22 protein-coding genes and 1 pseudogene are annotated in these 23,124 nt (G+C 67.1%); 12 read left to right on the top strand and 11 right to left on the bottom strand.

Annotated features, from left to right (window positions below; translation table 11 throughout):
* Window positions 1-514 precede the first annotated feature (514 nt).
* Window positions 515-738: pseudogene (locus FPV16_RS26445) on the bottom strand (hypothetical protein).
* A 171-nt stretch (window positions 739-909) separates the two neighbouring features.
* On the opposite strand from FPV16_RS26445, the gene FPV16_RS18340 reads away from it, so the two are divergent.
* The 5 genes from FPV16_RS18340 to FPV16_RS18320 all read left to right on the top strand — a co-directional run bounded on the left by FPV16_RS18340 (window position 910) and on the right by FPV16_RS18320 (window position 5,721).
* On the top strand, window positions 910-1,641 hold the full coding sequence (locus FPV16_RS18340) for a response regulator (RefSeq protein ID WP_227439815.1): 732 nt from the start codon (window positions 910-912) through the stop codon (window positions 1,639-1,641).
* Window positions 1,641-3,014, top strand: a complete 1,374-nt coding sequence (locus tag FPV16_RS18335) for an ATP-binding protein (protein WP_227439814.1) — start codon at window positions 1,641-1,643, stop codon at window positions 3,012-3,014. The genes FPV16_RS18340 and FPV16_RS18335 overlap by 1 nt, the downstream gene beginning before the upstream one ends.
* A 155-nt stretch (window positions 3,015-3,169) precedes the next feature.
* A complete protein-coding gene (locus tag FPV16_RS18330) occupies window positions 3,170-3,433 on the top strand; it encodes a GCG_CRPN prefix-to-repeats domain-containing protein (RefSeq protein ID WP_227439813.1) in 264 nt (87 codons plus the stop codon).
* A gap of 165 nt (window positions 3,434-3,598) precedes the next feature.
* A complete protein-coding gene (locus FPV16_RS18325) occupies window positions 3,599-4,261 on the top strand; it encodes a thioredoxin domain-containing protein (RefSeq protein ID WP_227439812.1) in 663 nt (220 codons plus the stop codon).
* 263 nt (window positions 4,262-4,524) lie between these two features.
* On the top strand, window positions 4,525-5,721 hold the full coding sequence (locus tag FPV16_RS18320) for an FAD-dependent monooxygenase (protein WP_227439811.1): 1,197 nt from the start codon (window positions 4,525-4,527) through the stop codon (window positions 5,719-5,721).
* A 120-nt stretch (window positions 5,722-5,841) separates the two neighbouring features.
* Here FPV16_RS18320 and FPV16_RS18315 read toward each other — a convergent pair whose 3' ends face one another.
* Complete coding sequence (locus FPV16_RS18315) at window positions 5,842-6,345, bottom strand: hypothetical protein (RefSeq protein ID WP_227439810.1); 504 nt, start codon at window positions 6,343-6,345, stop codon at window positions 5,842-5,844.
* A gap of 282 nt (window positions 6,346-6,627) precedes the next feature.
* On the opposite strand from FPV16_RS18315, the gene FPV16_RS18310 reads away from it, so the two are divergent.
* Both FPV16_RS18310 and FPV16_RS18305 read left to right on the top strand, forming a co-directional pair.
* Window positions 6,628-6,861, top strand: a complete 234-nt coding sequence (locus tag FPV16_RS18310; protein WP_227439809.1) for a hypothetical protein — start codon at window positions 6,628-6,630, stop codon at window positions 6,859-6,861.
* A 247-nt stretch (window positions 6,862-7,108) separates the two neighbouring features.
* Window positions 7,109-7,609, top strand: coding sequence for a hypothetical protein (locus tag FPV16_RS18305; protein WP_227439808.1), 501 nt, complete (start codon window positions 7,109-7,111; stop codon window positions 7,607-7,609).
* Window positions 7,610-7,640: 31 nt separating this feature from the next.
* Here the strand turns inward: FPV16_RS18305 and FPV16_RS18300 are convergent, their stop codons facing one another.
* On the bottom strand, window positions 7,641-7,850 hold the full coding sequence (locus FPV16_RS18300; protein ID WP_227439807.1) for a hypothetical protein: 210 nt from the start codon (window positions 7,848-7,850) through the stop codon (window positions 7,641-7,643).
* Window positions 7,851-8,512: 662 nt separating this feature from the next.
* Between FPV16_RS18300 and FPV16_RS18295 the strand changes: the two genes are divergently transcribed.
* Window positions 8,513-8,845: a hypothetical protein gene (locus FPV16_RS18295; RefSeq protein WP_227439806.1), complete on the top strand. Its 333-nt coding sequence runs from the start codon at window positions 8,513-8,515 to the stop codon at window positions 8,843-8,845.
* A 590-nt stretch (window positions 8,846-9,435) separates the two neighbouring features.
* A complete protein-coding gene (locus tag FPV16_RS18290; RefSeq protein WP_227439805.1) occupies window positions 9,436-9,741 on the top strand; it encodes a hypothetical protein in 306 nt (101 codons plus the stop codon).
* A 1,332-nt stretch (window positions 9,742-11,073) separates the two neighbouring features.
* On the opposite strand, the gene FPV16_RS18285 is transcribed toward FPV16_RS18290, so the two are convergent.
* The 5 genes from FPV16_RS18285 to FPV16_RS18265 are packed head-to-tail and all read right to left on the bottom strand — an operon-like array spanning window position 11,074 to window position 15,201.
* Window positions 11,074-12,207, bottom strand: a complete 1,134-nt coding sequence (locus FPV16_RS18285) for an FAD-dependent monooxygenase (RefSeq protein ID WP_227439804.1) — start codon at window positions 12,205-12,207, stop codon at window positions 11,074-11,076.
* A gap of 26 nt (window positions 12,208-12,233) precedes the next feature.
* On the bottom strand, window positions 12,234-12,782 hold the full coding sequence (locus tag FPV16_RS18280; RefSeq protein WP_227439803.1) for a cytochrome b: 549 nt from the start codon (window positions 12,780-12,782) through the stop codon (window positions 12,234-12,236).
* On the bottom strand, window positions 12,779-13,891 hold the full coding sequence (locus FPV16_RS18275) for a catalase family peroxidase (protein WP_227439802.1): 1,113 nt from the start codon (window positions 13,889-13,891) through the stop codon (window positions 12,779-12,781). Before FPV16_RS18275 ends, FPV16_RS18280 begins: the two co-directional genes overlap by 4 nt.
* 9 nt (window positions 13,892-13,900) lie before the next feature.
* Window positions 13,901-14,674, bottom strand: coding sequence for an anti-sigma factor family protein (locus FPV16_RS18270; protein WP_227439801.1), 774 nt, complete (start codon window positions 14,672-14,674; stop codon window positions 13,901-13,903).
* Window positions 14,671-15,201, bottom strand: a complete 531-nt coding sequence (locus FPV16_RS18265; RefSeq protein WP_027174144.1) for a sigma-70 family RNA polymerase sigma factor — start codon at window positions 15,199-15,201, stop codon at window positions 14,671-14,673. Before FPV16_RS18265 ends, FPV16_RS18270 begins: the two co-directional genes overlap by 4 nt.
* 283 nt (window positions 15,202-15,484) lie before the next feature.
* Here FPV16_RS18265 and FPV16_RS18260 point away from each other — a divergent pair, with 283 nt between their 5' ends.
* Entirely contained in the window at window positions 15,485-15,754 is a 270-nt protein-coding gene (locus FPV16_RS18260) for a hypothetical protein (RefSeq protein WP_227439800.1), read from the top strand.
* Between the two features lie 453 nt (window positions 15,755-16,207).
* Here FPV16_RS18260 and FPV16_RS18255 read toward each other — a convergent pair whose 3' ends face one another.
* From FPV16_RS18255 to FPV16_RS18250, 3 genes are all read right to left on the bottom strand, one after another.
* Entirely contained in the window at window positions 16,208-16,852 is a 645-nt protein-coding gene (locus FPV16_RS18255; RefSeq protein WP_227439799.1) for a hypothetical protein, read from the bottom strand.
* 694 nt (window positions 16,853-17,546) lie between these two features.
* Complete coding sequence (locus tag FPV16_RS26140) at window positions 17,547-17,672, bottom strand: hypothetical protein (protein WP_264483918.1); 126 nt, start codon at window positions 17,670-17,672, stop codon at window positions 17,547-17,549.
* Window positions 17,669-19,126: an amidase gene (locus FPV16_RS18250; protein ID WP_227439798.1), complete on the bottom strand. Its 1,458-nt coding sequence runs from the start codon at window positions 19,124-19,126 to the stop codon at window positions 17,669-17,671. Before FPV16_RS18250 ends, FPV16_RS26140 begins: the two co-directional genes overlap by 4 nt.
* A gap of 122 nt (window positions 19,127-19,248) precedes the next feature.
* Between FPV16_RS18250 and FPV16_RS18245 the strand changes: the two genes are divergently transcribed.
* Window positions 19,249-21,663, top strand: coding sequence for a penicillin acylase family protein (locus FPV16_RS18245; protein WP_227439797.1), 2,415 nt, complete (start codon window positions 19,249-19,251; stop codon window positions 21,661-21,663).
* Entirely contained in the window at window positions 21,660-23,123 is a 1,464-nt protein-coding gene (locus FPV16_RS18240) for a M81 family metallopeptidase (protein ID WP_227439796.1), read from the top strand. The genes FPV16_RS18245 and FPV16_RS18240 overlap by 4 nt, the downstream gene beginning before the upstream one ends.
* Window position 23,124 lies beyond the last annotated feature (1 nt).

Raw genomic sequence — 23,124 nt, 5'->3', positions numbered from 1 at the left:
ACCGGCCACGCGACCAAGACGATCCCGGCTCTCCAAAGCCTGGGTCGCAGCGACCCTGCGACCCTTTTCAATACGGTTGCACAGGCACCCGCCACGGTATCGAGTCTAACGAGGCTGTGCAGCAGCCGGTCGGGAGGCGCCGACCTTCACCGTGCTTCGATGGGCCCGGGTGGCTGGGGAGCCGGTGGCTCGACGGATGGATCGATCTCAGGCGTCTGGGGCTCGGGAGCCGGGTCGCCGATAGGCGGAAGAGGAGCGTCAGCTGGGCGCGGAGTGTCCGACGGCATTCGTCTCATTCCTCTTCATGCTGGACCGTCACGGCGGCACCTTCGTCTAACGTGTGACGCTCGCGATGGTCCCGCCACCGGCGGGATGGCCGAGGTCGGGACCATCGGGCCTTGGATGACACCTGCCGGCCTTGGATGAGACCTGTCAGGCAGCGCGGATGCCCGGCCCCTCACGTTGACCCCCCGGCCAACCTGGCGATTGCGATGGGCGAGGCGCGACGCCCGCGTCATCGGCGGCATCGCCCGACAGGTCCACGGTAGAGACCCGGAGGGCATCCGCGAGGTGCACCGGTCGCGACGCGCCTGATATCGCCTCGGGGCCACGGTTGAGACCGCATCCGCCGAACGGGCCGCGACGGGCGCCGATGCGGCTCGGGTCACCCGGCCGAGCCTGAAGGCGCTCTTCATCACTGGCTTTGCCGAGACCGCCGTGGTCCGCAATGTGGATCATCGCGGGTCGACTTCCTTCGTCGGTACGCCGGTTGGCGGACGGGTCGCCGGAAAACGTGGCCGGCCCTTCCGGGTACCAGACAAGATCCCGAGCGGCGTGCCGCCGTGTAACGTTTTGTGACAACGAAGCTTTTTGCGTTGTCGGCACGCCCGGTCCTCGTATGTTCGCCACATGACCGAGGGCCAGACCATCGTCATCGTCGAAGACGACGGCGACATCCGCACCCAGCTCGCCGCCTACCTGGAGGGCGAGGGCTTTCGTGTGGTCGGCCTCGACGGCGGCGCGAGCCTCGACCGATCCCTGATGGCCGGACCGGCCCCGGACCTGATCGTGCTCGACTGGATGCTCCCAGGCGAGGACGGGCTCTCCATCTGCCGGCGGCTGCGTGAGGCAGGCGGACCGCCCGTTATCATGCTCACTGCCAAGGACGAGGACATCGACCGGGTGCTCGGGCTGGAGATGGGAGCCGACGACTACGTCTCGAAGCCGTTCAACCCGCGGGTGCTGCTCGCCCGAATCCGCGCCGTCCTGCGGCGTGCCCCTAGGAATGGCGCCCGCGCGGACGCCGCCGATCCCGAGACCCTGGCCGTGGCGGACCTTGTCGTCGACCTCGCCGCGCGCCGCGTGACGACCGGCGAACCGGCGGCCGAGATCGCCCTGACCAGCGCCGAGTACGACCTGCTGCATTGCTTCGTCACCCGGCCGCAGCGGGTGCTCTCCCGCGACCAGCTCCTCGATTGGACCCGGGGCCGCACGGCCGAGGCCTTCGACCGCACCATCGACGTCCAGGTGAGCCGGCTACGCCACAAGCTCGACGCCGGGGGCAGCGGCGTGGCGGCGCTGCTCAAGACCGTGCGCAACGCCGGCTACATCCTGGCCGTGCCGGTAAAGCCGGCGTCGTGATGGCGCGGGTCGGCCTGCTCGGGCGCATCATGCTGCTCCTGCTCGGCGCGCTCTCGCTGCTCGTGCTCGCCACGGTCGCCCTCGACACGTGGCAGCGGCGGCAGGAGCCCTCGCCCTACGGCACGCGCTTCCCGCGTGTCGACCAGGCCGCGAACATCGTCACCCTGCTGAGGGAGGCCGATCCGGCTCTGAGACCGGCCATCCTCAGGGCCGTGAGCGGCGAGGTCCTCAGGGCCGAGATCGTCGACACGGCCCCGGATGACGCCGGCCTGATCCGCGAACCGCGCCTCGAACGGCGCCTGCGCCGGATGAGCGGTGATCCGGATGGGTCGCTGCGGGCCTATACCGATACGGCCATGTTGCATCGGGGCGTCGACCCCGAGGACGTCAACGACCGGGATCGGAACCTCCCCGTCGGTCGCCTCGCGACGGCGACCGATCGCCTGCCGGACGGCCGGACCCTCATCATCTCGGCCGTGGAGAGGCATCGCTCGCTCATGCCGTGGCTGCTCGGGCAACCGTTGAGCCTGTGGGTGGCCGTCCTCGGCGCCGCGGTCGCCGCCCTCGTCCTCGTCGGCACCCGCCACGAACTCGCCCCGCTGCGACGCCTCACCGAGGCGGTGACCCGGTTCGACGGCCGCGCGCCCGAGCCGGTCGCCACCCCGCGGGGCGCCCCGGAGATCCGGCGTCTGTCTCGGGCGGTCCGGGACATGCAGGACCGCATCGTCGGCCTCCTCGGCGAACGCTCGCTGCTGATCGGCGCGATCTCGCACGACCTCAAGACCTACCTGACGCGCCTGCGCCTGCGGGCCGAGGGCGTGTCGGAGCCGGAGCGTCGGGACCGGCTGATCGAGGATCTCGACGCGATGACCACACTGATCGACACCTCCCTCGGTTTCGCCCGGGGCACCGCGGTCGAGGTGGGCCGGACGGCGGTAGACCTCGCCGACCTCGTCGCGGTGGAAGTGGCCGAGCAGGCCGCGCATGGCATCGATGTCCACCTGACCGGCGAGGACGTGCAGGATGCCGTCGCCGCCGGGGATGCGGTCGCCTTGCGTCGGGTTGTCGCCAACCTGATCGGGAATGCCGTCAAGTTCGGCCGCTCGACCGTCGCCGTCTCGGTGAGCCGGACCGGCGCGTCGTGCCGGATCACCGTGGAAGACGACGGCCCGGGCATCCCGGCATCGGAGCGGACGGCCGTGTTCAGCCCGTTCTACCGGATCGAGCGGTCTCGCAACCGCCAGACCGGCGGGACCGGGCTGGGGCTCGCCATCGCCCGGCAGATCGCGGAGGCGCATGGCGGCACCGTCGTGGCTGAGGCGTCCCCGCTCGGCGGTGCCCGCCTCGTCGCGACCCTGCCGGCCATCGTCTGACGACCGGAGGGTACGCCGGGCGGCCCGTTACAGAACGTTACGTCGACGCATCGGTCCGTCACATCCGGGAGGCAAGCGGGGACGATCCTGACCTCATCGGTCGCGGGGCCATCTCCGGCATCGCGGCTCGGACGAGAGCAGAGAAGGATTCCACGATGCTGAAGATCCTCGCCCCGGTCGCCCTCCTGGCCGGACTGGCATTCCCGGCCGCGGCTTCGCCGCTGATCCAGCCGGCCGTGTCCACCGGCCTGGACGGCGCCGAGATCATCCAGGTCTACGACGGTTGCGGCCCCTACGCCCATCGCGGTCCCTACGGCGGTTGCCGGGCCGGTGGTCAGCGTGGCGGCTATGTCCGCGGCGCCTCCTGCCCGGCGGGCTTCCACATCGGCCCCTACGGCCGCCGCTGCTGGCCGAACTGATCTTTCCGCCATCCTCTTGGGATGCCCCGTGGGGACCTCGCCGACGAGGCCCAGGGTCGCGTCGGCCCTGGCCGAGGCGACCCCATGATACCGGCAACGAACCCGTTCCCAACGCCCCCATCCGGTCGATCCGACCGGGTGGGGGCGCGACCAAGGCGACATCGCATGATTTTCACGCAAGGAACGGCGGCGGGACGGATCACTCGTCGCCATCTCCTCGCCGGCCCCATCCTCCTCGGCCCCGCCTGGGCGATGGCGACCTGGCCCTCCGATGCCCTCGCGACCGCCGTCGGCGATCCGTCGATGGCGGGCCCCCTCGGGGACATCTGGGTCGGCGCGCCCGATGCCAAGGTGACGCTGATCGAGTACGCCGCGGTGACCTGCTCGCACTGCGCCGCGTTCCACGACAGGACCTTGCCGGCGATCAGGACGCGCTGGATCGATACCGGGCGGGTGCGCTTCGCCCTGCGAGGATTCCCCCTGAACCCGCTCGACACGGCCGCCTTCATGCTCGCCCGGGCCGATGGCGGACGGCACTACTATGCGATCACCGACCTGTTGTTCGAGCGGCAGGCCATGTGGGCCTTCGTGCCGAAGCCCCTCGATGCGATGCGCGACCTCCTGCGTCAGGCCGGGTTCGACCGGGCGAGGTTCGACGCCATCCTCGCCGATCAGGCGCTCTACGACCACGTGAACCGCGTGCAGTCCCGCGCGACGGAGGAGCTCGGCGTCCATGCCACCCCGACCTTGTTCGTGAACGACACCCGTTACGAAGGGGCACTCACGACTGAGGGCTTCGATGAGGTCATCGCCAAGCTGCCGGCGTAGGAGCATTCCACCACTGTGTCGTCCATCGGGAGGCGCGACGAAACCTCGGCACCCGGTACGCGGGAGTAGGGATCGGACGTCGCCCTGGCTCGCCCCCACGCAGTCGTATCGGCCTATTTTCGCTGCCCTCGATGATCCCCTGGGGTATGATGCGAACGGCTCGGGTTCCACCTCCGACACCGATGCTCGGTCCATCGATGTCGATGGGATCGGGGTTGCACCCGGATACGTCCCGATCCTCGCTCCCGCTGCGGGAAGGAATCATGGCTCATCGCATTCTCGTCACCGGCGCCAGCGTTGCCGGCTCCACCCTCGCATGGTGGCTTGCCCATCTCGGACACGAGGTCACGGTGGTGGAGCGGGCGCCCGCGTTCCGGGACGGGGGTCAGAACATCGACGTGCGTGGCGTCGGCCGCGAGGTTTTGCGCCGGATGGGACTGGATGAGCGCGCCCTCGAACAGGGCACGGGCGAAACCGGAACGGCGTGGGTCGACGGAGACGGCCGGGTCGTCGCGAGGTTCATGACGGACGAGCTCGGCGGTGACGGGCCGACCGCGGAGATGGAGATCCTGCGTGGGGACCTGGCCCGTCTCCTCTACGAGGCGGCGCGCGACAGCGCGAATTTCCGTTTCGGCGACAGGGTCGAGCACATCCAAGACGATGGTGACGCCGCGGCCGTCACGTTCGCCAGTGGCCTCACCGAGCGGTACGACGCCGTCGTGGTCGCCGAGGGCGTGGGCTCGACGACGCGCGAACTCGCTTTTCCCGGGGAGAGCGAGCCGCGCTGGATGGACCTGACCATCGCCTACTTCACCATTCCACGGGTCGCCGACGATGATCGGCTCTGGCGTTGGTACAATGCGACCGGCGGCCGGAGCGTGTCGCTTCGCCCCGACCGGAAAGGGACCACCAGGGCGATGATCTCCGTCCGGCAGCCTCCTGCCGGCGAGCAGCACTGGGACGTCGACCGGCAGAAGGCCTTCCTGCGCGAGCGGTTCGTCGATGCCGGTTGGCAGGCGCGACGCGTCCTCGCCGGGATGGACTCGACCGAGGATTTCTACTTCGACGTCCTGCGTCAGGTGCGGATGCCGCACTGGTCGAAAGGCCGCGTCGGGCTCACGGGCGACGCGGCCTGGTGCGCCACGCCGCTCGCGGGCATCGGCACCACCCTGGCCATCACCGGCGCCTTTGTCCTCGCCCAGGAACTCTCGCGAAACCGGGATGTCCGGGCGGGCTTTGCCGCCTACGAGCGGGCGATGCGGCCGATGGTCGAACAGGGCCAAGGCGTCCCGAAGATCGCTCCGAAACTGGCGAACCCGAAGACCCGCCTCGGTATCCGACTGCTGCATGGCGCCCTGCGCATCGCCAGCACCCGTTTCGTCCGCCGCGTTTTCGGCACGCTCTTCTCGCGTCCTCCGAGGGCGCCCGACCTCTCTGCGTACGATGGCCCGACGACGTGAGGACCGAGCGGACGGCCCTCCTAAAACACCGCTCGATCCGATCCCGATCCGGGGGGCTTCGTCGCCGTGCGGAAACGGAGGCAACGGAATGAGCCACGACGTTGGGATCGTTCGTCTGGCCTATGGCTGGAGCCATAGCCGAGAGCGTCCGTGAGGCTTTGCGGCTGCTGGGATGCAGCGAAGGATCTCCTTGTCCGGGTTGGCCGCGTCCCCGATGTGCCAGAACGCGATCTCGTCGCAGACCACCGCCGCCAGGGTCGCACCGCGCACCGTCTTGAAGCTGGCTGGCGTCACGGTGATGCCGATGCGGTTGGTCAACCGGATCACGGCTTTGCCCGCCGCCATCTCGGCCTCGATCAGCTCTCGCCGGACGCTCAGCATAGCGAAGGCCCGCACCGCCTGGCGCTCCACGACGCCGAGGGCGTCCGTACCGCCGCGCTCGGCTTCGAGGTCCGCGATGATGTCGGCGAAACCGCGGCCAACGTCCGTGCGGCCATCGACACGGCCGAGGAACCGCTTGCCGTTCGATACGGCAGAGCGCTGGCGGGGTGGTTTGGGCTTCCGGATCAAGGTGACGTCGTAGGATTGGAAGAGGTGCGCCCGCCCCCGGCTTGACCGGTTCATGACGCACGACGCGCGCGGGGCAGAGGAGTCAGCGTTTTCGGTGTTGGACGGATCGCTTCGCCCTCAGGACATCCGGCCCCGCAATCGTTGATACTGGCGCAAGGTCATTCGACCCCCGCTCAAATCAAATATTTACTAAGCAAAAGCGCTATCAATACTTGTATTATATTGATCGTAGACGTCCGCCCCCGCTTGTGGCCGTCCAAATACGCACCCGATCGCGACGATATCGTCAGTTGCTCGTTCGCTTTTCGTAGGCTCAAAGGGCCGCTTCGGCATCCGATGCCCGCCCCGAGGAGGCCCACCGTTTCCGATACCCTGCTCCTGCTCGCCCTAGCGACCGAGAATGTCGAATTGCGTGCCCAACTCGCGGAGGTCCAGGACCAGTGTGTCGAACTGGCCGTGGATGCAGGCGAACTCCACGCTGAGGTGGAGCGGCTACAGGGCCGGCTTGCCGTGGTGGAGCGCGACCGTGACAGGTGGCGCGCGCAAGCTGCGCACCGCTGCGCCGGCTAGGTGGGGCGGGCAGTCCAAGACGCTACGAGGGTTGAGCAGCCACACGCGAGCAGGGCAAGCAGCAGGCCGGGGAAGTGGTACCTCCGATACCGAGAGATATATGAGCAACACCGACCGGGCGGTTCTTCCCGAGTATAATTAGTCAACTTTATCTCGCTTGACGGCTACGGAAAATTCGGGAGTGCTCCTGGTTCGGCCCGCGAGAAGCCGAGAAGATGTGCTTAGGTTGATTGTAAGGAAACATACGGTGGATCAGATCGAAAAGATCATGCGTGATCTCACCAAGGATTTTGAAGCCGAGCGGCAGGCACCCGACGCGAAGCAAACGCCCACGCCTTCACTGGCTGGCATCCTGCGTGTCATCGGTCCGAGCGACCGGCAGACCGCCGACTTTCCCTCCAATCATCACGCGACTCCGCAGGATTGGTCGGACCTGATTGATAGGGTCAGGAACGCGGCGCATCGCGTGAGGGAGGCTGAGACAGAAGCTCAGGAGCAGGAAATCCGCGTTCGTGAACTTTTGGACCGGGTTCGTGAGGATATGACGGCCGCGCATAATCGCGTCAGGGAGGCCGAGAGCCATGCCCAGGACATTCAAACCCGGTCCGATGCGCTGCTGAAAGCCGCGGATGCCCGCATCAAGGAAGCGGAAGAGCGGGCTCGCACCGCAGAAGCGTGGCTGTCGAAGATCTCAATGACGATTACCGAGGAATTCGCTGCTCAGGACGAAAAGCGACTGACGGCCTGAGTTCGATCCGCATGAGGTGCGGGTGGCTTTGCTAGAAGCTGCCGCTCAGCGGCTCCGGCGCGGCGTCGTCGGGCTCCTCATGCGGCTGGTTGCCGTTCAGTATGTCGTCTAACCTCGATAGTAGGTCGAGGAGTTCGAGCCGACCGTCGTTCGTGATGCCGGGCTCATTAACCCGGCGCCGTAGGTGGCCTCGCACGTTCGCCAGGGCGATAAAGTAGCCCTCTTCGCGCTCGCGGCTCATGATCGGGGCTCTGTTGCGACTGCGAGGAGGTAGGGCAGCTTCCCAGTCGCTTACCGCTTCGCCGCCCAAATCGGCACGGCCCCCTTCAGCCGGCCCGGCACATCCCAAAAAAATTGCGTCCGCTCGAACCGGGAGAGCGCCGTCCGATTTCGTACCGACGCCACAGGTGGGGGAACGACTGGCTGCCAACGTCTCTTTATCGTGCTGCGTTGCAATCGTCTTGGGAGTGCGCTGCGATGATTGGACCTGCAGAACTCGAAGACATCCGACTGGATCTCGAAGCTGCGAGGCTGGAACGCGAAGCCGCTACAACCGCGGCGAAATTAGCGAATGCGGATGAAAGCGGGGTTTCGCGTCCCCTTGACGAGAGTCGAGTTCGCATCCCCGCCGCCCCGATCTGATCACGGGTCGGATGCAGAGGACGCCATGGCCGAGAATCCATCGAGTTTCGTTCGCGATTGGATCAGCGAGAATGTCCGGAGCGATCCTTCCTTTTCGGGAGACATCGAAGCCCGCGTCGCTGAGATCGTGACGCGCCTCACCTCAGCCTCCAGAGAGGCGGAGATCCCACAGGACGACCCGGAGTTGGCACCGGACCTTCTCCGTGATCTGATCAAGGCCGCGATCGAAACGGTCCCTCATCCCGCTCCTGGAGCGATCCAATGACCATCGACATTCCGGCCGGCGCCAAGCCAGGCGACATCGTCACCGACGACGGCAAGATCCTGTGCCGCGATCGGGAGGCTCATGAGTTCGGGTATTACTCCGTGAGCTACGAGCAGGCGCAGATAGCGCGGGCTCACGGCTGGGGCTGCCGATCAGGGGTGTTCCTGGAAGCAGAGCACTCGGACGAGAAAAGCTGGGCCTACGTCGAGGAGGAACGTCTGTACGCGATAGAGAATGGTGAGGAGCCGCCGCTGGTCAGGATCTACCGCGAGGCGCCGCCGTCATGCGTGATCGATACGCCACCATCCTGTCGTCTTCCATCCAGGTAGACTGGGGGTCGCTGGGGCCTGATCGGTGACGCCGCATCGGGCGATGATTTGGTCGGCTACCGTGGGTGCCGCCGTGGGTAGGTTGCAATGGCGATATGCTAAACTGCTGATACCGCGACCTTCATTCACTATTCAGAGCGGATGATGTCTCCGCCCTGCCCCCTATTCGGAATCAGCAGGCGTTCAAAAGCACTTCTCAAGCCGTCCCGGATTTTTGCTGCTCTCGGGTGGAGGCGTCGCGTAGCCTTCCCAGCCCGTTTAGAACCACCCGCCCCTCTGGGGGGCTGAGGCTTCAACCCTTTCGTCCGCTTTCAGTCGATCCGAATGCCGCCGGCCATTGATTGCGCCTGGTTAAGCATCGGTCAGCCATCGAAATGACGGCTCGTCCGAGGTGCTACTGGCCCCCCCTCCAAGGATGATGCGGATTGATGCGGGTTGGCCGTGAAGCCTTCATACGCGCCCGCGCGTGTGCGTGCAGGAGGGAAGATCCGCATCATTGCCAGGCCTGAGATGGCCCACCCCACCCCAACGCCCTGAACTTCCAGGTCTCCCATCAGTTGCAGACTGACCTCAGCAGGACAGACGGACCCATGACACTCATGAAGCTTGCTCTCACGGCCACGCTGGCGATGATGCTGACCGTACCGGCTCTCGCCGAGCAATTGGCTCCCACTGGTGGCGCCGCCAACACCGGCGTCATGACGCCGTCCATGGAGCCGGGTCCGGTCCCGAGGGCGAGTGGCCCGAGCAGCCGTCCTGCCGATGCCATTCCGGGCAATCCGAGCCCATCGTCCGTCCCCGGCAGCACGCCTGATGTGAACATCGGCGGCACGCTCACCAGCAGCCCGCCCGGCACCGGTGGGACGTCCGGCGGGCCATCCCTGAGCGGGCAGTAGCTCGGAGCTTGAGCGTGTGCCGGTGCGACACCAGACCATAGGCATACCAGTCGGAACACGCCCGCTCGCAGCGCATTCTAAGCTCACCTTTCCCAATTCACCGCGTCCAGATGGGCCTGACAAATGTACAATCACATTGAACGTGATCGTCTTTCCTTGCCTTCGACCGGGCAGGTGATGGATAGCGGTGCCGACTCTCTGAACAATATTGGCCTTGGCGAGCCGGCTACTGAGAGTGTGGCAGATAATGCTGCGCCCGCACCCCGGCCCCCATATGCCAGAGCTGTTTCTCCGTCGGTCTTTGAAAGCTTCGGTTCGTTCTCCTGAGGAGGCTTTCCCGCCACCGAATCCGCAGCGTCGGTATCGCTGCGGATCGGCGACCATCAGCAGCGATAAGATGGGGATGGCCTAAGCTCGATCCCCTCGGAGCTCCGTGCCCGGCCGCCGATGCGGATTTGCTCGACGAAGATCAAAAGGCGCGTATCCTCCTTCTTGTCCCGCATGGGACCAGGGAGGAAATAATGTCGGCAAACTGGAAATCAGTTAAAGACGACTTGGATTGGAGCCTGAACCAAGGCGAAGATGTGAAGGGTCGCGACGAACTCAAAGAGGCTTTCGCTAAGGGCGACCCAAAGTACATTTCATCCGCTATTGACGCATATCGGATGGGTCAAAGAGACGACCATAAGCTGTCGAATTTCTCGCGATGCGCCCATGAGGACGACAAGCGCCTATACAATATGGGCCGGAAGCTGATTGGTCTAAAACCGACATAAAAAGATATTGTCGATTTAACAGGGTGCGTGGCTTTTAGACCAGGGCAACGACCACGATGATGCGTATCAATCCGCATCATCGCCTCCTGAGCCTCCAGCGGTGTGTTTTTGGCGGACCTCGACACCTGCAAGACCTTTAGTCCTCGTCCCTAGCCCAGTCGGCACGTTGAGGAGCTTCTCGAAGCTCTCCGAGAAGGCCTTCAGCGAGCCGACCGCCTCGTTGTTGCCGAAGGCGTACTTCGACCAGGAATCGAACGATTCCTTTTACTAAAGCGGGCATCCCTTCCGCCAGTGCCTCGCTAAGTAATTACAAACGCAAGAAGGCTTGCCGATCAGAGACTTGGCGGAGGGCTCGAACCCGCGAGCCAGATCGTTGGGATCACCGCCGGCGCGGCCCAACTCGACCATCTGTCGGCGGAACGCGCTTGGGTATGGCGGGCGGCTCTTCGGCATTTGGACAAACACCTCACGCGAAAGCGTTCTCAGTGTCCACCAAACCGTGGCAATCCCAGTCCAGCCGTTGGGTCGTCAGGTCCAGGTGGGTATATTTCAATGCTCAGGCTGAGACCGGTACGCGCAGGGGAGCGTAGGTGTCGCGGTAGCTGCGTGGACCGATGAACGGAAGCAGGAGGTTCCTCGCCCAGCCCGGCATCTGTGCGGTGCGCGACAGGCGATCGGTCATGGCCTGGACATGGGCCACGCGCGGCCGCCGCAACGCTTCGTAGTCCGCGCCGACCGTGCGCCAATCGGCTCGCTCGGCGAGCAGCGCGCCCAGCACCACCGCATCCTCAAGGGCAAGGGCGGCGCCCTGGGCCCAGACCGGTGCCGTCGCATGCGCGGCATCTCCCACCAGGACTACGCGGTCCTGGGTCCAATTCGGGATCCGGACCTCTTCGAGCGGCGAGTGATGGAGGGCGCCCGGCTGAGCCAGAACCGAATCGAGGGTCTCGCGGACGAGACGTGGGAACGAGGCGAACACGCTGCGGGAGGCGGCCAGATCCCGTCCCTGTTCCGCGGCCTTGCCGAGTGAGACCCAGCCGTAGACCTCGCCACGGTCGACGGGGATGAGCAGGAACAATCCTCCCGATCCCGCCCAGAGCGTCCAGGCGTCGATACCGGGGTTCGGCGCCATGAAGCGCCAACTCGCCGAAGCCAGCATCGCCGCGCCGAGCGCGCGTTCGCCGAACACGCCACGTCGGACCCGCGAGTGCACCCCATCCGCACCAACGAGCAGCCTTCCGGTCTCGACCGCTCCATCCGTGCATTCCACGGTAACGCCCTGCGGTCCCTGCCGGAGGGCGGCGACCTCGCTTTCCGGCCGGATGTCGCGTGAGGGGAGGTCCAGCGTCAGCAGGCGCAGGAGATCGGCGCGTCGAAGACAACGCGGCTGTGCCTCTTCGCCCCAGAACGCTGCTTCGTCGACGGCGAAGAGGAGGCGCCCGCTCTCGGTGCGGTACTCGCGCCGGTGAACGGGCGAGCCGACCCGGCGCAGGGCGTCGCCCAAGCCGAGTTGCCCGAGGGCCTGGACCGCGTTCCCCGGCAGGTTGATGGCGAGGCCTCCATCCGCCGCTTCTGAACGCCGCTCCAGGGTCAGTGAGGGGATGCCGCGCCGCTGGAGCGCCCGTCGCATGGCAAGCCCTGCGATGCCGCCCCCGGCGATCAGCACGCGGCCTTTGTCGCTACTGTCCATCCGGCCTTGCCTTCCCTTGATCTGCATCATCGCGACTGGGATGCCGTTAGACGCAGGGCCATGCTGCCCAGGACGCCATCCCGGCGGATGAGCCCGTGCATCAGGGCGGCACCGAGATGGGCGAGGATGATGCCGAACAGGGTGTAGGCCAGGACCGTGTGAAGCGGACGCAGCCACGCGTAGAGGCCGGGATCGCGCGGCAGGATCGGCGGCAGCACCACGGAGCCGGCGAGGCCGATGGGATAGCCGGCCGCCGACAGCATCGCCCAGCCGACCAGCGGCAGCGTGAGCATAAGTCCGTAGAGCAGGATGTGCGAAGCATGGGCCGCCTTGCGCTGCCAGCCTGGAAGGTCCGGCGGCAAGTCAGGCGGTGGACTGCGCCAGCGGTTGATCAGGCGCAGCACCGCGAGGACCAGGATGCCGATGCCGAGGGGCCGGTGCAGCGCGACGAGGGCGTGATAGTGGGCCACCGAAGTCACCATCGCCACGCCGATGAACAGCATGGCCAGGACCATCGCCGCCATGGTCCAGTGCAACGCTCGGGCCGGCAGGTTGAAGTGCGCTGGGTCGCTCACAATCCGGCTCCTGAGACAGGGGTGTCGTGGACGGCGCTCGGCGCCTTCGGTTCGCCAACGCGGCGCGTGAAGGATTGCGAATAGGCCGCCGAGCGGGCGCTGAGCAGCGGATCGTCCGATCCCACGATGCCGTCGGGCAGGACGAGGGGGTCGAAGTTCACGTCGCGACAATTGCCGTTCGCTTCCGCCTCCGTCGCGGTGACGACCACTCTGCCGACGTCGACGCTCGCGCGTTCGGACGGCCAGGGAAGGGTCGCGTCCGCGCTGGCGTCGCCGGGCGAGCCGAGGGTGACAACGAGGTGCCAGCGCACGGGACCCCGGCGGATTGCGGCCGCGAAATCCTCGAACAGGAAATTCTTGTCTGTGCGCGCTGCCTGAGCGGGGCTCTCTGCTGTGGCCGCCTGCTCCGGCACGAAGGCCCAGCGCACGAGCGTTTCGGTCCCGTCCGCGGCGACGAAGCGGAAGGCGTTCAGGCTCCGGAAGGTGTCATCGGCGAATCCGGACGTGATCGTCCGCGCCTTGATCAGGGCCGCCGCCTTCGCGCTTTCGGGGTGCGCGGCGAAGAACGCTTTCAGCGCCTCGGGATCGGGCTTGGCGGTGGCCGGATCGGGCTTGGCGGCGAGGAGCTGCGCGTAGAACGCCTCCGGTGTCCGCACCGGGAAGACCGGGATGTCGTTGTTGCCGGTGCGCCATTCCTCACCGTCGGGAAGATGAAAGCGAAGCGCGAGGCTGCGCACCGTCGCCGCCGCATCCGCCGCGTAGGGCTGTCCGCCTGCGAGCGCGATGCGCCCGGTGACGGGGGTGACCTGTCCTGCGGCGAACAGCGCGGCCTCCGACAGGCGCACGCCCCCGCCGCTGCTCTCGAAGCGCCCGGCGAGGCAGAGCCCCTTGGCGTGATTGCGCCGGAACCCCGGATGGGGGCCGTTGACCTGCTCGAAGCGGTCGACGATGCGCGCCTGGGTGAGGTCCCCCGGCGAGAGCCAGCCTCCGGCATACGCAAAGGTCCCCGCGGTGCCGGCGACGAGAGCTCCGATGGCGCCAAGCCGGAGGAGGACGGCGCGCGGGCCCAAGCCGGGACCGGCGCCTGTGAGATCGTTCAGGAGGGACATGGCGGACCTTCAGATGGCTTTCGCGGTGGCGCGACGGATCTCGTTGGCCAGCGGATGCAGGACAGTCGGGTCGACGGCACCCACGAGGCTGTAGCCCAGCCCGTCCTGGGCCCAGGCGTAGCCGTTCGAAGCCTCCGAGGTATGGGCACGCATCGGCGCGTCACCGGGCTGGGCCATCGGCCGCATCAGCATGACGAAGCGGGTGGCGTGGCCGTCGTCGTACATCAGCATGCCGGCGGGCCCCTGCGGCGTGGCGACGAGGCGCCCGCCCATGAGGCGGTAGCCGGAACCGCTCAGGTCCGGCACGCCCACGGGCCGCTTCAGCCTGTTGGAGAACCAGCCGGCAAGCTCATCGCGGTTTGCGGCAACGAGCTCGACGGGGCGGGTATGATCGGGGGCATAGACCGCATAGTTCGTGCTCGCCTCCTGGGCCAGGGCCTCGATGCCGGTCGGTGCGGGCGAGACCACCTCGCGCAGGCCCCACCCTCCGGCGCCGCCCACGAGGAGCAGCAGCCCGGCCGCCATCGCCTGCCAGGCGGGACGAGCCGGGCGACGGCGCGCCTCGACGATGCGCGACAGGTTGAGCTGGGCCGGCACCGGCTCGGCCGCGATGGGCGCGAAGGCGGCGCGCATGTCCTCGCGTAGGGCGACCATGCGCGCGACCCGCGCCCGGGCATCCGGGTGGTCGCCGAGATAAGTCTCGACCTCGCTGCGCCGCGCGGCATCGAGGCGCTCGTCCACGAGGCCCTGGAGATCGTCTTCGCCGATTGGACGCGTGGTCATTTTACCCTCCGCAGGAGCGGGCGCTTGGCGGGAACGGCCGCCTCGGCGCCGTCCATCAACTGGATCATCCGGTCCCGCGCCCGGGACAGGCGGGACATCACCGTTCCGGTCGGGATGGCGAGAACCTGCGCGGTCTCGGCGTAGGACAGGCCCTCCACGGTCACCAGCAGGAGGACACTGCGCTGCTCCTCCGGCAACGCCTCCAGGGCGGTCATCAGGTCCCGGTGGCGCAGGCCGCTCTCCTGCGTCGGCGCCACGGCGAGGTTGGCTTCCGCCGTGTCCTCGATCGCCATGTGGGCCCCGCGGCGGGCGCGCTGGCGCATCTGCGTCACGGCGAGGTTGTGGACGATGGCGAACAGCCAGGTCCGGGTATCGCCGTCGGCCTGGCGTTGGTGCCAGCGACCGACCGCCTTTTCCAGACAGTCCTGCACGAGATCGTCGGCATCGGCGGGATTGCGCAGGAGGGCCCGCGCATAGCGGCGTAGCGCCGGGATCAGCGGCTCGATGAGGCGCATCATGTCCGTCATGTCCGGTCTCCTGGCATGGGCGGGACTCCTGTGCCGTCGCGCCGGCCGGACCGGAGGTGCTCCGGGGCTGGCAACGTAGGCATGGACGCTGCCAATTCCGGATTATTCCAGCACACCAAGATCTTTTTGGGCGCGCCTTCGAGAGGGTCCATCACAAGGGAGTACCGCGAAACGGCAAGAAAAAGATTTTGCGAGAGGTCGGGAATAACCAAGGGAAGCTGGCGTCTGTCCGGTTATCGCTGCCAGACATTGTCGTTCGTGGCAGGACAACTGGAGACATGATATGAAGCCCCTCAAGAACCTCTCGGGTCTGCTCCTCGCGTCTGCTTGTACGCTCGCCGTTCTGACGGGTGCCTCGGAAGCCCGCACCGTCCAGCACACCGAAACCCACTCGGTCCTCATCGAGCCTCTCTCGGCGCCCGCCGGCTCCCCGTACTGGCTCGGACGTATGGACACCGACAGCGGCAACGCCAAGAACCCGGCCCTCCCCGATTACGCCCAGGCGCGTGGTCAGGAGACCGGTGGCCCGGCGCGCGAACTCATCCCGAACTGATCCATGCTGACGCGAGGACGCCTCTCCCGTCCGGGTCAGACGTCCTCAGCCTCAGAAGGCTGGGGCCTGCGGCAGGCGTGGGCCGCGACCGTCGCATCCCACGGTGCCGGGGTCCGGAAGATCTCGGCGGGGAAGCCGAGGAACGCCTTCACGTTCGCGGGGCGCATTTTTCAGAGCCCCTTCGTGCGCCGACGGGCGGATGACGATCCATTGCGGACCCTGGGAACATCCGCTCCCAGGGTCTTGGTGATGCAGTGACAGACGAGGGGCTTCGGTGGATTTTTGCCACTCCGCATTAAGAGTGCCTCACAAAACTCTCGGCCACGGTCGGTTCTCCTCGGAGCACGACGGCGCAGCGGGAGTTTTGTGAGAGACACTAAGACGGAGGTTTATTGACAGCAGACGCGGCACAACGGGAGACGGGGATGAGGGTAGGACCGTTTCCGCATTCAATTATGTGTCCGCCCACGCTGCCCGGAACGGACCTGTTGCAGTGTCCGGCTTCGCATCCCCAATGAAAATGACGACAGGGCCGTGATCGGACCGGCGCGGATCGTAGAAATCAAGAAGATTCGGGTAAAGGCGCTGAAGGAAGTCCAGGTGCAGGCCCTCCCGACGTACGAGGTGGTCGATGACGACCTGATCGCCATGCACAGCGTTCGGGACGGAACCGCAGGCGCCCGGCGTCATCCACCACGCGGGCTCGGCCGCGAAGGTCGTGTAGAGAAAATCCAGCTCGCCGCCGTCCCAGCGTAGCAGGGCACTGGAGAGCCGTCCCTTGTGGAAGTAATCCTCCATCGCGGCGAGGCCCGGCTCGGCCAGAGCGTCTGCCGGACCGGTGAAGACGGTATCAAGGTCGCAGAGCAGCGTCGGCCCTTGTGTAAGGCCTGGGCGGAACGCTTCCATCTTCGCCCACCAGGCTGGCCAGTCGTGCCGCAGCGGCACCCGCTCTACACCGGCCACCACGATGGGAAGGTCGGTGAGGCAGAGGATGCGGTCGAAAGACGGAGCGTGGCGGCGAACGCCTCGTGCCAAGCGCTCGACCCAGGCCGCGTCGTAGCGACCGCCACTTTTCAGGACAGTGAGGAGTGTCGTCATCGAATGCGCGGAATCCTGATCGGGCTGTTCAAAGGGGGCAGGGGTGGAGGCGGATCGTCCGCTTCGGGCCGGAGGGCTAAGGTCCGGTTGCCACCCAACTAAGCCGTTCGGTAGTGTCCCCTTTTTGCCAGAAGCGGAAGTTCGCCGCACGCTCAGAAGCGGACGCTCCACCGTCGACCGAACCCAACCGTTCGGGCTCCACGACTCGATGCCCCGAAGCAGAAGTTAAGCGTGCTACTTCTTCGCGACTGAAGTTGTCGCGATGGTGCATCGGCCGTTGGGACGGCTCGCCATATCCGGTCGTGCATACGATGTCTCGCACAGCCCCAACCTTAGAGTGCCTCACAAAACTCCCGGCCCCGGTCGGTTCTCCTCGAAGCACGACGGCGCAGCGGGAGTTTTGTGAGAGACACTTAGATCGGTCTCCCTGCGCTTCGGCGGACGCCCGCCGCCGCCCGGCCGCGCGGGCAGGCTTCGATGAGGCCGGCCCATTAAGTCTGGATATCACTCCTGATTCTGTTCGCGCTATCTTTCAGGGTGTGGATCGTCGTCGAAGCATGACCCTACCCTAAGTCTTCCCGGATCATGGCTCATCGAGCCGATTTCCCCGCGAAGTGGGGTTGCGACCGGCGCCGATGGCGATCCCGCCAAAATCTCAAATCTCGTTGATGCGTCACAGACTTGACCGCGCTTCTCATAGGGCCATGCTTTTAACGCCGATCCCCATGCCGACCATGACGTCGGGGACGGCAAACAGGGGCGTCGTACCGGGGCGTTGATGGTCGTAGGTCGAGTCTGCCGGGTAAGTGTATCCCTTCATGGGGGAAGGCGCTCTGATGGCCGGCTCACGTCCTCGAACGCAGCGGCTATGCGGAGCAGCGCCCTGTCTTGTCCCGGCCTTCCGATGAGCTGCAGCCCCGATGATCGTCCGTCCGGTGCCCAAGGACCTAACGGGATGCAGATCGTGGGGCATCCGGACAAGGTCGCCGGGACCACCACTTCCATCCAGCGATGATACGTATCCATGGACGTGCCGGCGATGGTCGCGGGCCAGGGCTCGGCCTGAGCAAAGGGAAAGACCTGAGCGCTCGGCAGGGCCAGCGCATCGAAATCGGCGAAGAGGGCGAGGAAGCGCTGGTAGAGGCGCGTCCGCGTCACCGAAGCTCGATAGAGATCATCGGCCGAAAGGCCGAGGCTGCCCTCGATCTCCCAGATCAGTTCCGGCTTCATCTGCTCGCGTTTGATCGGATCGTCATAGAGCGGCCGGTAGCGGCTGCCGACCAGGACATGGCGCCAGACCAGCCAGCATGCCCAGATCTCGTCCCGGCTGATCCCGAGACGGGTCTCCTCGATGCGGCATCCCGAGGCTTCGAGGGCGGAGAGGCCCGCCTGGGATAGGGGCAGGATACCGTCTTCCAGGGGAAGAGCACTGACGAAATCGCCGAGCCAGCCGATGCGGGCGGGATCCGCTCCGCCCGGCGGCAACTCGGCAGTGAGGCCCGGCTCCGCCAGGGAAAGGGGTGCACGGGCATCGGGGCCGCTCATGACCGATAGGAGGAGGGCCAGATCGGCGACGGTTCGCGCCATGGGACCGTCCGTGGCGAGCTGCTGGAGATAGCCCTCCGGGCCCGGCAGCGATGGGACCCTGCCCTGGGAGGGTCGGAACCCGAAGATGCCGTTCCAGCCGGCGGGGTTGCGCAGGGAGCCGGCAAAGTCGCTGCCATCGGCCATGGGCACCATGCGCAGGGCCGTCGCGACGGCGGCGCCGCCCGAACTTCCGCCGGCACTCAAAGCGGGATCATAGGCGTTGAGCGTGGTCCCCCAGACGGGGTTGTAGCTATGCGAGCCGAGGCCGAACTCGGAGACGTTCGTCTTGCCGATGAGGATTGCCCCCGCCGCGCGCAGGCGCTCGACGAACAGAGCATCCTCCGTTGGAACATGTTCCGCGAAGATCGGCGAGCCGAACGTGGTGCGAAGCCCGCGCGTCGGCGCCAGGTCCTTCACCGCGTGGGGCAATCCATGCATCGGCCCGCGCCACAGCCCGCGTCGAAGGTCGGCATCGGCCGCGTCGGCTTCGGCGAGAAGGTCGTCCCGGTCACGCAGGGACACGATGGCGTTCACTCGCCCGTTCACCAGCGCGATGCGATCGAGATGAGCCTCCATCACCTCCCGGCAGGAGATGTGCCGGTCGTGGATCGCCGCCATCATCCGCGTCGCGTCGAGGCCGACGATCCCGCCCTGCGGCAGGCTCGGCATCGGAGAAATCCCGCTCATCCCATCACTCCCGGGTTGGCGTACGGCTTGCCAGAACGCCGAAGACAGGATGGAATTGCATACATGATACGTGCCGGAGACCGAGAAGACTGCCTGAAGCCGTTCCGATGGAATCCGCATTGATGGCGGCGGCCATAGGCCGGGAAAACGCGGCTTTCGTCATTGATGGGTTGGCTGCGCCCGCCGAGATCCGCCTCGACCAATGGGGCGTCGCCCATATCCGGGCGGAATCGCAGGACGACGCATTCCTCGTGCAGGGATTCAATGCGGGGCGCGACCGTCTCTGGCAGCTCGATTTGTGGCGCAAGCGAGGATTGGGTTTGCTCGCCGCAGATTTCGGTCCGGGCTACCTCGCCCAGGATCGGGCCGCGCGGCTGTTTCTGTATCGTGGGGATATGGAGGCCGAATGGGCGGCTTATGGCCATCCCCGCACCATAACCATTGTCTCCGCCTTCGTCCGCGGGCTCAACGCGTTCATTGCCCTGACCCGTGAGCGGGACGATCTGCTGCCGCCGGAATTCGCGTCTCTGGGGACGCGGCCCGCTGTGTGGGATGCGGAGGACGTGGTGCGGATCCGCAGCCATGCCCTCGTCCGCAACGTCGCCTCGGAGGTCGCCCGCGCCCGTGTCCTCGCACGCTGCGGCCTTGCGCCGGACGCCTTACGCAAGGCGCTGAGCCCAGCCCACGCCCCCGTGATCCCGGAAGGTTTGGCGCCCGAGCGTCTGCCCGAAGACCTCCTCACGGTCTTCCGTCTCGCCACCGCGCCGGTGAGCTTCGATCCGGACCGCCTCGCCGCCCATCGCACCGAGGGCTGGGCATGGAGCGAGGTCGATGCCTTCGGCACCGTCCACCGCGCGGGTCGCCAACCGGTCGTGGCGCCGGCGGAGGCCGGCGAAGGCTCGAACAACTGGGCGGTCTCGGGTGCGCGCACCGCCACCGGCCGCCCGATCCTGGCGAGCGACCCGCATCGCGCCTACCAGCTTCCCTCATTGCGCTACGTCGTTCACCTCACCGCGCCGGGGCTCGACGTGATCGGAGCCGGAGAACCGGCGCTGCCGGGCATCTCCATCGGCCATAACGGCACAGCCGCCTTCAGCCTCACCATCGCGCCGATCGATCAGGAAGATTTGTTCGTCTACGAGACGCATCCGGACGATCCCGGCCTCTATCGCTATGGCACGGGCTGGGAGGCGATGGCGCGGATCGTCGAACGCATCCCCGTGCGCGACGGCCCCGACGAGGAGGTCACCCTCGCCTTCACCCGTCACGGGCCGGTGATCTGCGAGGATGCGGCCGGGCGCCAGGCCTTCGCCGTGCGGACGGTCTGGTCGGAGCCCGGGACAGCCGCCTATCTCGGCAGTCTCGCCTATCTCGGCGCCAGCACGGTGACGGAGTTCCGAGAGGCGCTGCGCGATTGGTCGGCACCCTCCACCAATCAGGTCTATGCCGATACCGGCGGCACCATCGCATGGTTCATGGCCGGCAAGGCGCCGGTGCGCTCGAACTGGGACGGGTTGCTCCCGGTGCCCGGCGACGGTCGCTACGAATGGGCCGGTTTCCACGATCCCTTCGTGCTGCCGCACCACGTGGACCCGGAATGCGGCTTCGTCTTCAGCGCGAACGAGATGAACCTGCCGGCCGATTATCCGGCCGAGACGCGCAAGCTAGGCTTCGAGTGGCTCGAGCCCTGGCGGGCCCGGCGCATCCGCTCCGTCCTCGAGGACGATGCCGGGCATACGCTCGACGCCTCGACCCGCCTGCAGGCCGACGTCTTCTCGGAACCCGCCCTCCGCCTTGGCCGGTTCGTCGCCGCCCTGCCCCCGGCCGACCATGCTGCGTCCCGCGCCGCCGCCCACCTGCTCCTCGGCTTCGACGGACACCTGCATGCGGGGAGCGCCGCCGCCTGCCTCATCGAGACCCTGTGGGTCCGGCACCTGCGCCCGGCCCTCGTCACCGCCCTGGCGCCCGAGCCGGCCGATGCCGACCTGTTCCGGCCCGGCGACACGGAGACCCTGCTCGACGCCCTCGATCATGGCCACCCGAACCTCGATGAAGCGGCGCGCACGGCCCTCGTCACCCGCGCCCTCGCCTCGGCCTGGCGCGATTGCGAGGCGCGGTTCGGCACCGATCCCGCCGGATGGGAATGGGGCCGGTTCCATCATGGCTTCTTCCGGCATCCTTTCTCCGGCATCGGCGGCGCGGCCGGCAGGAATGTCGGTCCGCTGCCTGTCGGCGGCTCGGCGGCTTCCGTGATGCATGCGGATTACCGCCCCCATGACGGTGCCCTCACCACGGGCGCGTCGTTCCGCATGGTCGTCGATGTGGGTGATTGGGACGCCAGCCTGTTCGTGAACGCACCGGGCCAGTCGGGCCATGCCGACAGCCCCCATTACGCCGACCATGCCGTGCCCTGGGCGGCGGGCGAGACCGTGCCCCTGCTCTATTCGCGCGAGGCCGTGGACGCGGCCACCGAGACCGTCATCACCCTTCGACCCAGCCAGCCCATTCGACCCAGCCAGGAGGTGCCGCACACGTGAAGATCTTCATCGCCGGCCTCGCCACCGAGACGAACACCTTCGCTCCCATTCCCACGGGCAGGGCCGCTTTCCTCGCCGATTACGCCCGCCGCGACGGGAGCCTCGGCCCGCCGAGCCTGAGCAATATCGGCCTCAAGGCCTGGCGCGAGATGGCCGAGAACGACGGGCACAGGGTGGTCGAAAGCCTGTCCACCTTCGCCCAGCCCGGCGGCATCACCCTGCGCGCGGTCTACGAAGACTTGCGCGAGACGCTGCTGTCCGATCTCGAAGCGGCCCTGCCGGTGGATGCGGTGCTGCTGTTCATGCACGGCGCCATGGTCGCGCAAGGCTACGACGATTGCGAGGGCGATACCCTGGCGCGGGTCCGCGCCCTGGTCGGGCCGAAAGTGGCGGTCGGGGTCGAGCTCGACCTGCATTGCCATCTGACCGAGACGATCCGCCGGGCGGCCGACGTCGTCGTGATCTACAAGGAATACCCGCATACCGACATCGTGGCGCGGGCGCGCGACCTCTATCCGCTCGTGATCGGCACGGCCACGGGGGCGATCCGTCCGGTCATGGCGATCCAGGATTGCCGCATGGTCAATATGTGGCGCACCACGGCGGAGCCGGTCGCCGGGTTCGTGCGGCGGATGGAGGCGCTGGAGGGCAGGGACGGCATCCTGTCCGTCTCGTTCGGACACGGTTTTCCATGGGGGGACGTCGCCGAGGTCGGCGCCCGGATGCTCGTGGTGGCCGACGACGATACGGCCAAGGCCGCGTCCCTTGCCCGAAGTCTCGCCGCCGAGGTCTGGGCGATGCGCGGGGAGGCCGCGACACGGGTCGATACGGTCGATGCCGCGCTCGACGCGGCGCTGGCCTCCACCGATCCGCGCCCGATGGTGCTCGCCGACATCGCGGACAATGCCGGGGCGGGCGCTCCCTCCGACAATACCGCCCTCCTCGCCCGGATGGTCGAGCGGGGCATCCGCGACGCCGTCACCGGCCTGTACTGGGATCCGGGCGCGGTGGGCATCTGCCACGAGGCCGGGATCGGCGCCACGTTCGATCTGCGCATCGCCGGCAAGTGCGGTGTCACCTCCGGCGATCCCCTCGACCTGCGCATCACCGTGCGCGGGCTCTCCGAGGCCCATAGCCAGGGCGGCCTCAGCGGCGGGCGCGCACAGCTCGGTCCCTGCGCCTGGATCGAGGCGGACGGCATCCACATCGTTCTGGCCTCTCAGCGCCAGCAGCCCTTCGCTCCGGATGCCTATACCGGCCTCGGCCTCACCCTCGACGACAAGCGCATCGTCGTGGTGAAATCGATGCAGCACTTCCACGCGGCCTTCGCGCCCATCGCCAGCGAGATTCGCTACGTCGCCGCCCCCGGCGCGGTTCCACCGGATTACGGAGCGATCCCCTACACCAAGCGCGACCCGGCCTACTGGCCCCGCATCGCCGACCCGTTCGCACAGGATTGAT

This window comes from Methylobacterium sp. W2, from assembly GCF_020662345.1.
Lineage (GTDB): Bacteria > Pseudomonadota > Alphaproteobacteria > Rhizobiales > Beijerinckiaceae > Methylobacterium.
This window is presented reverse-complemented; position numbering and strand designations above follow the sequence as displayed.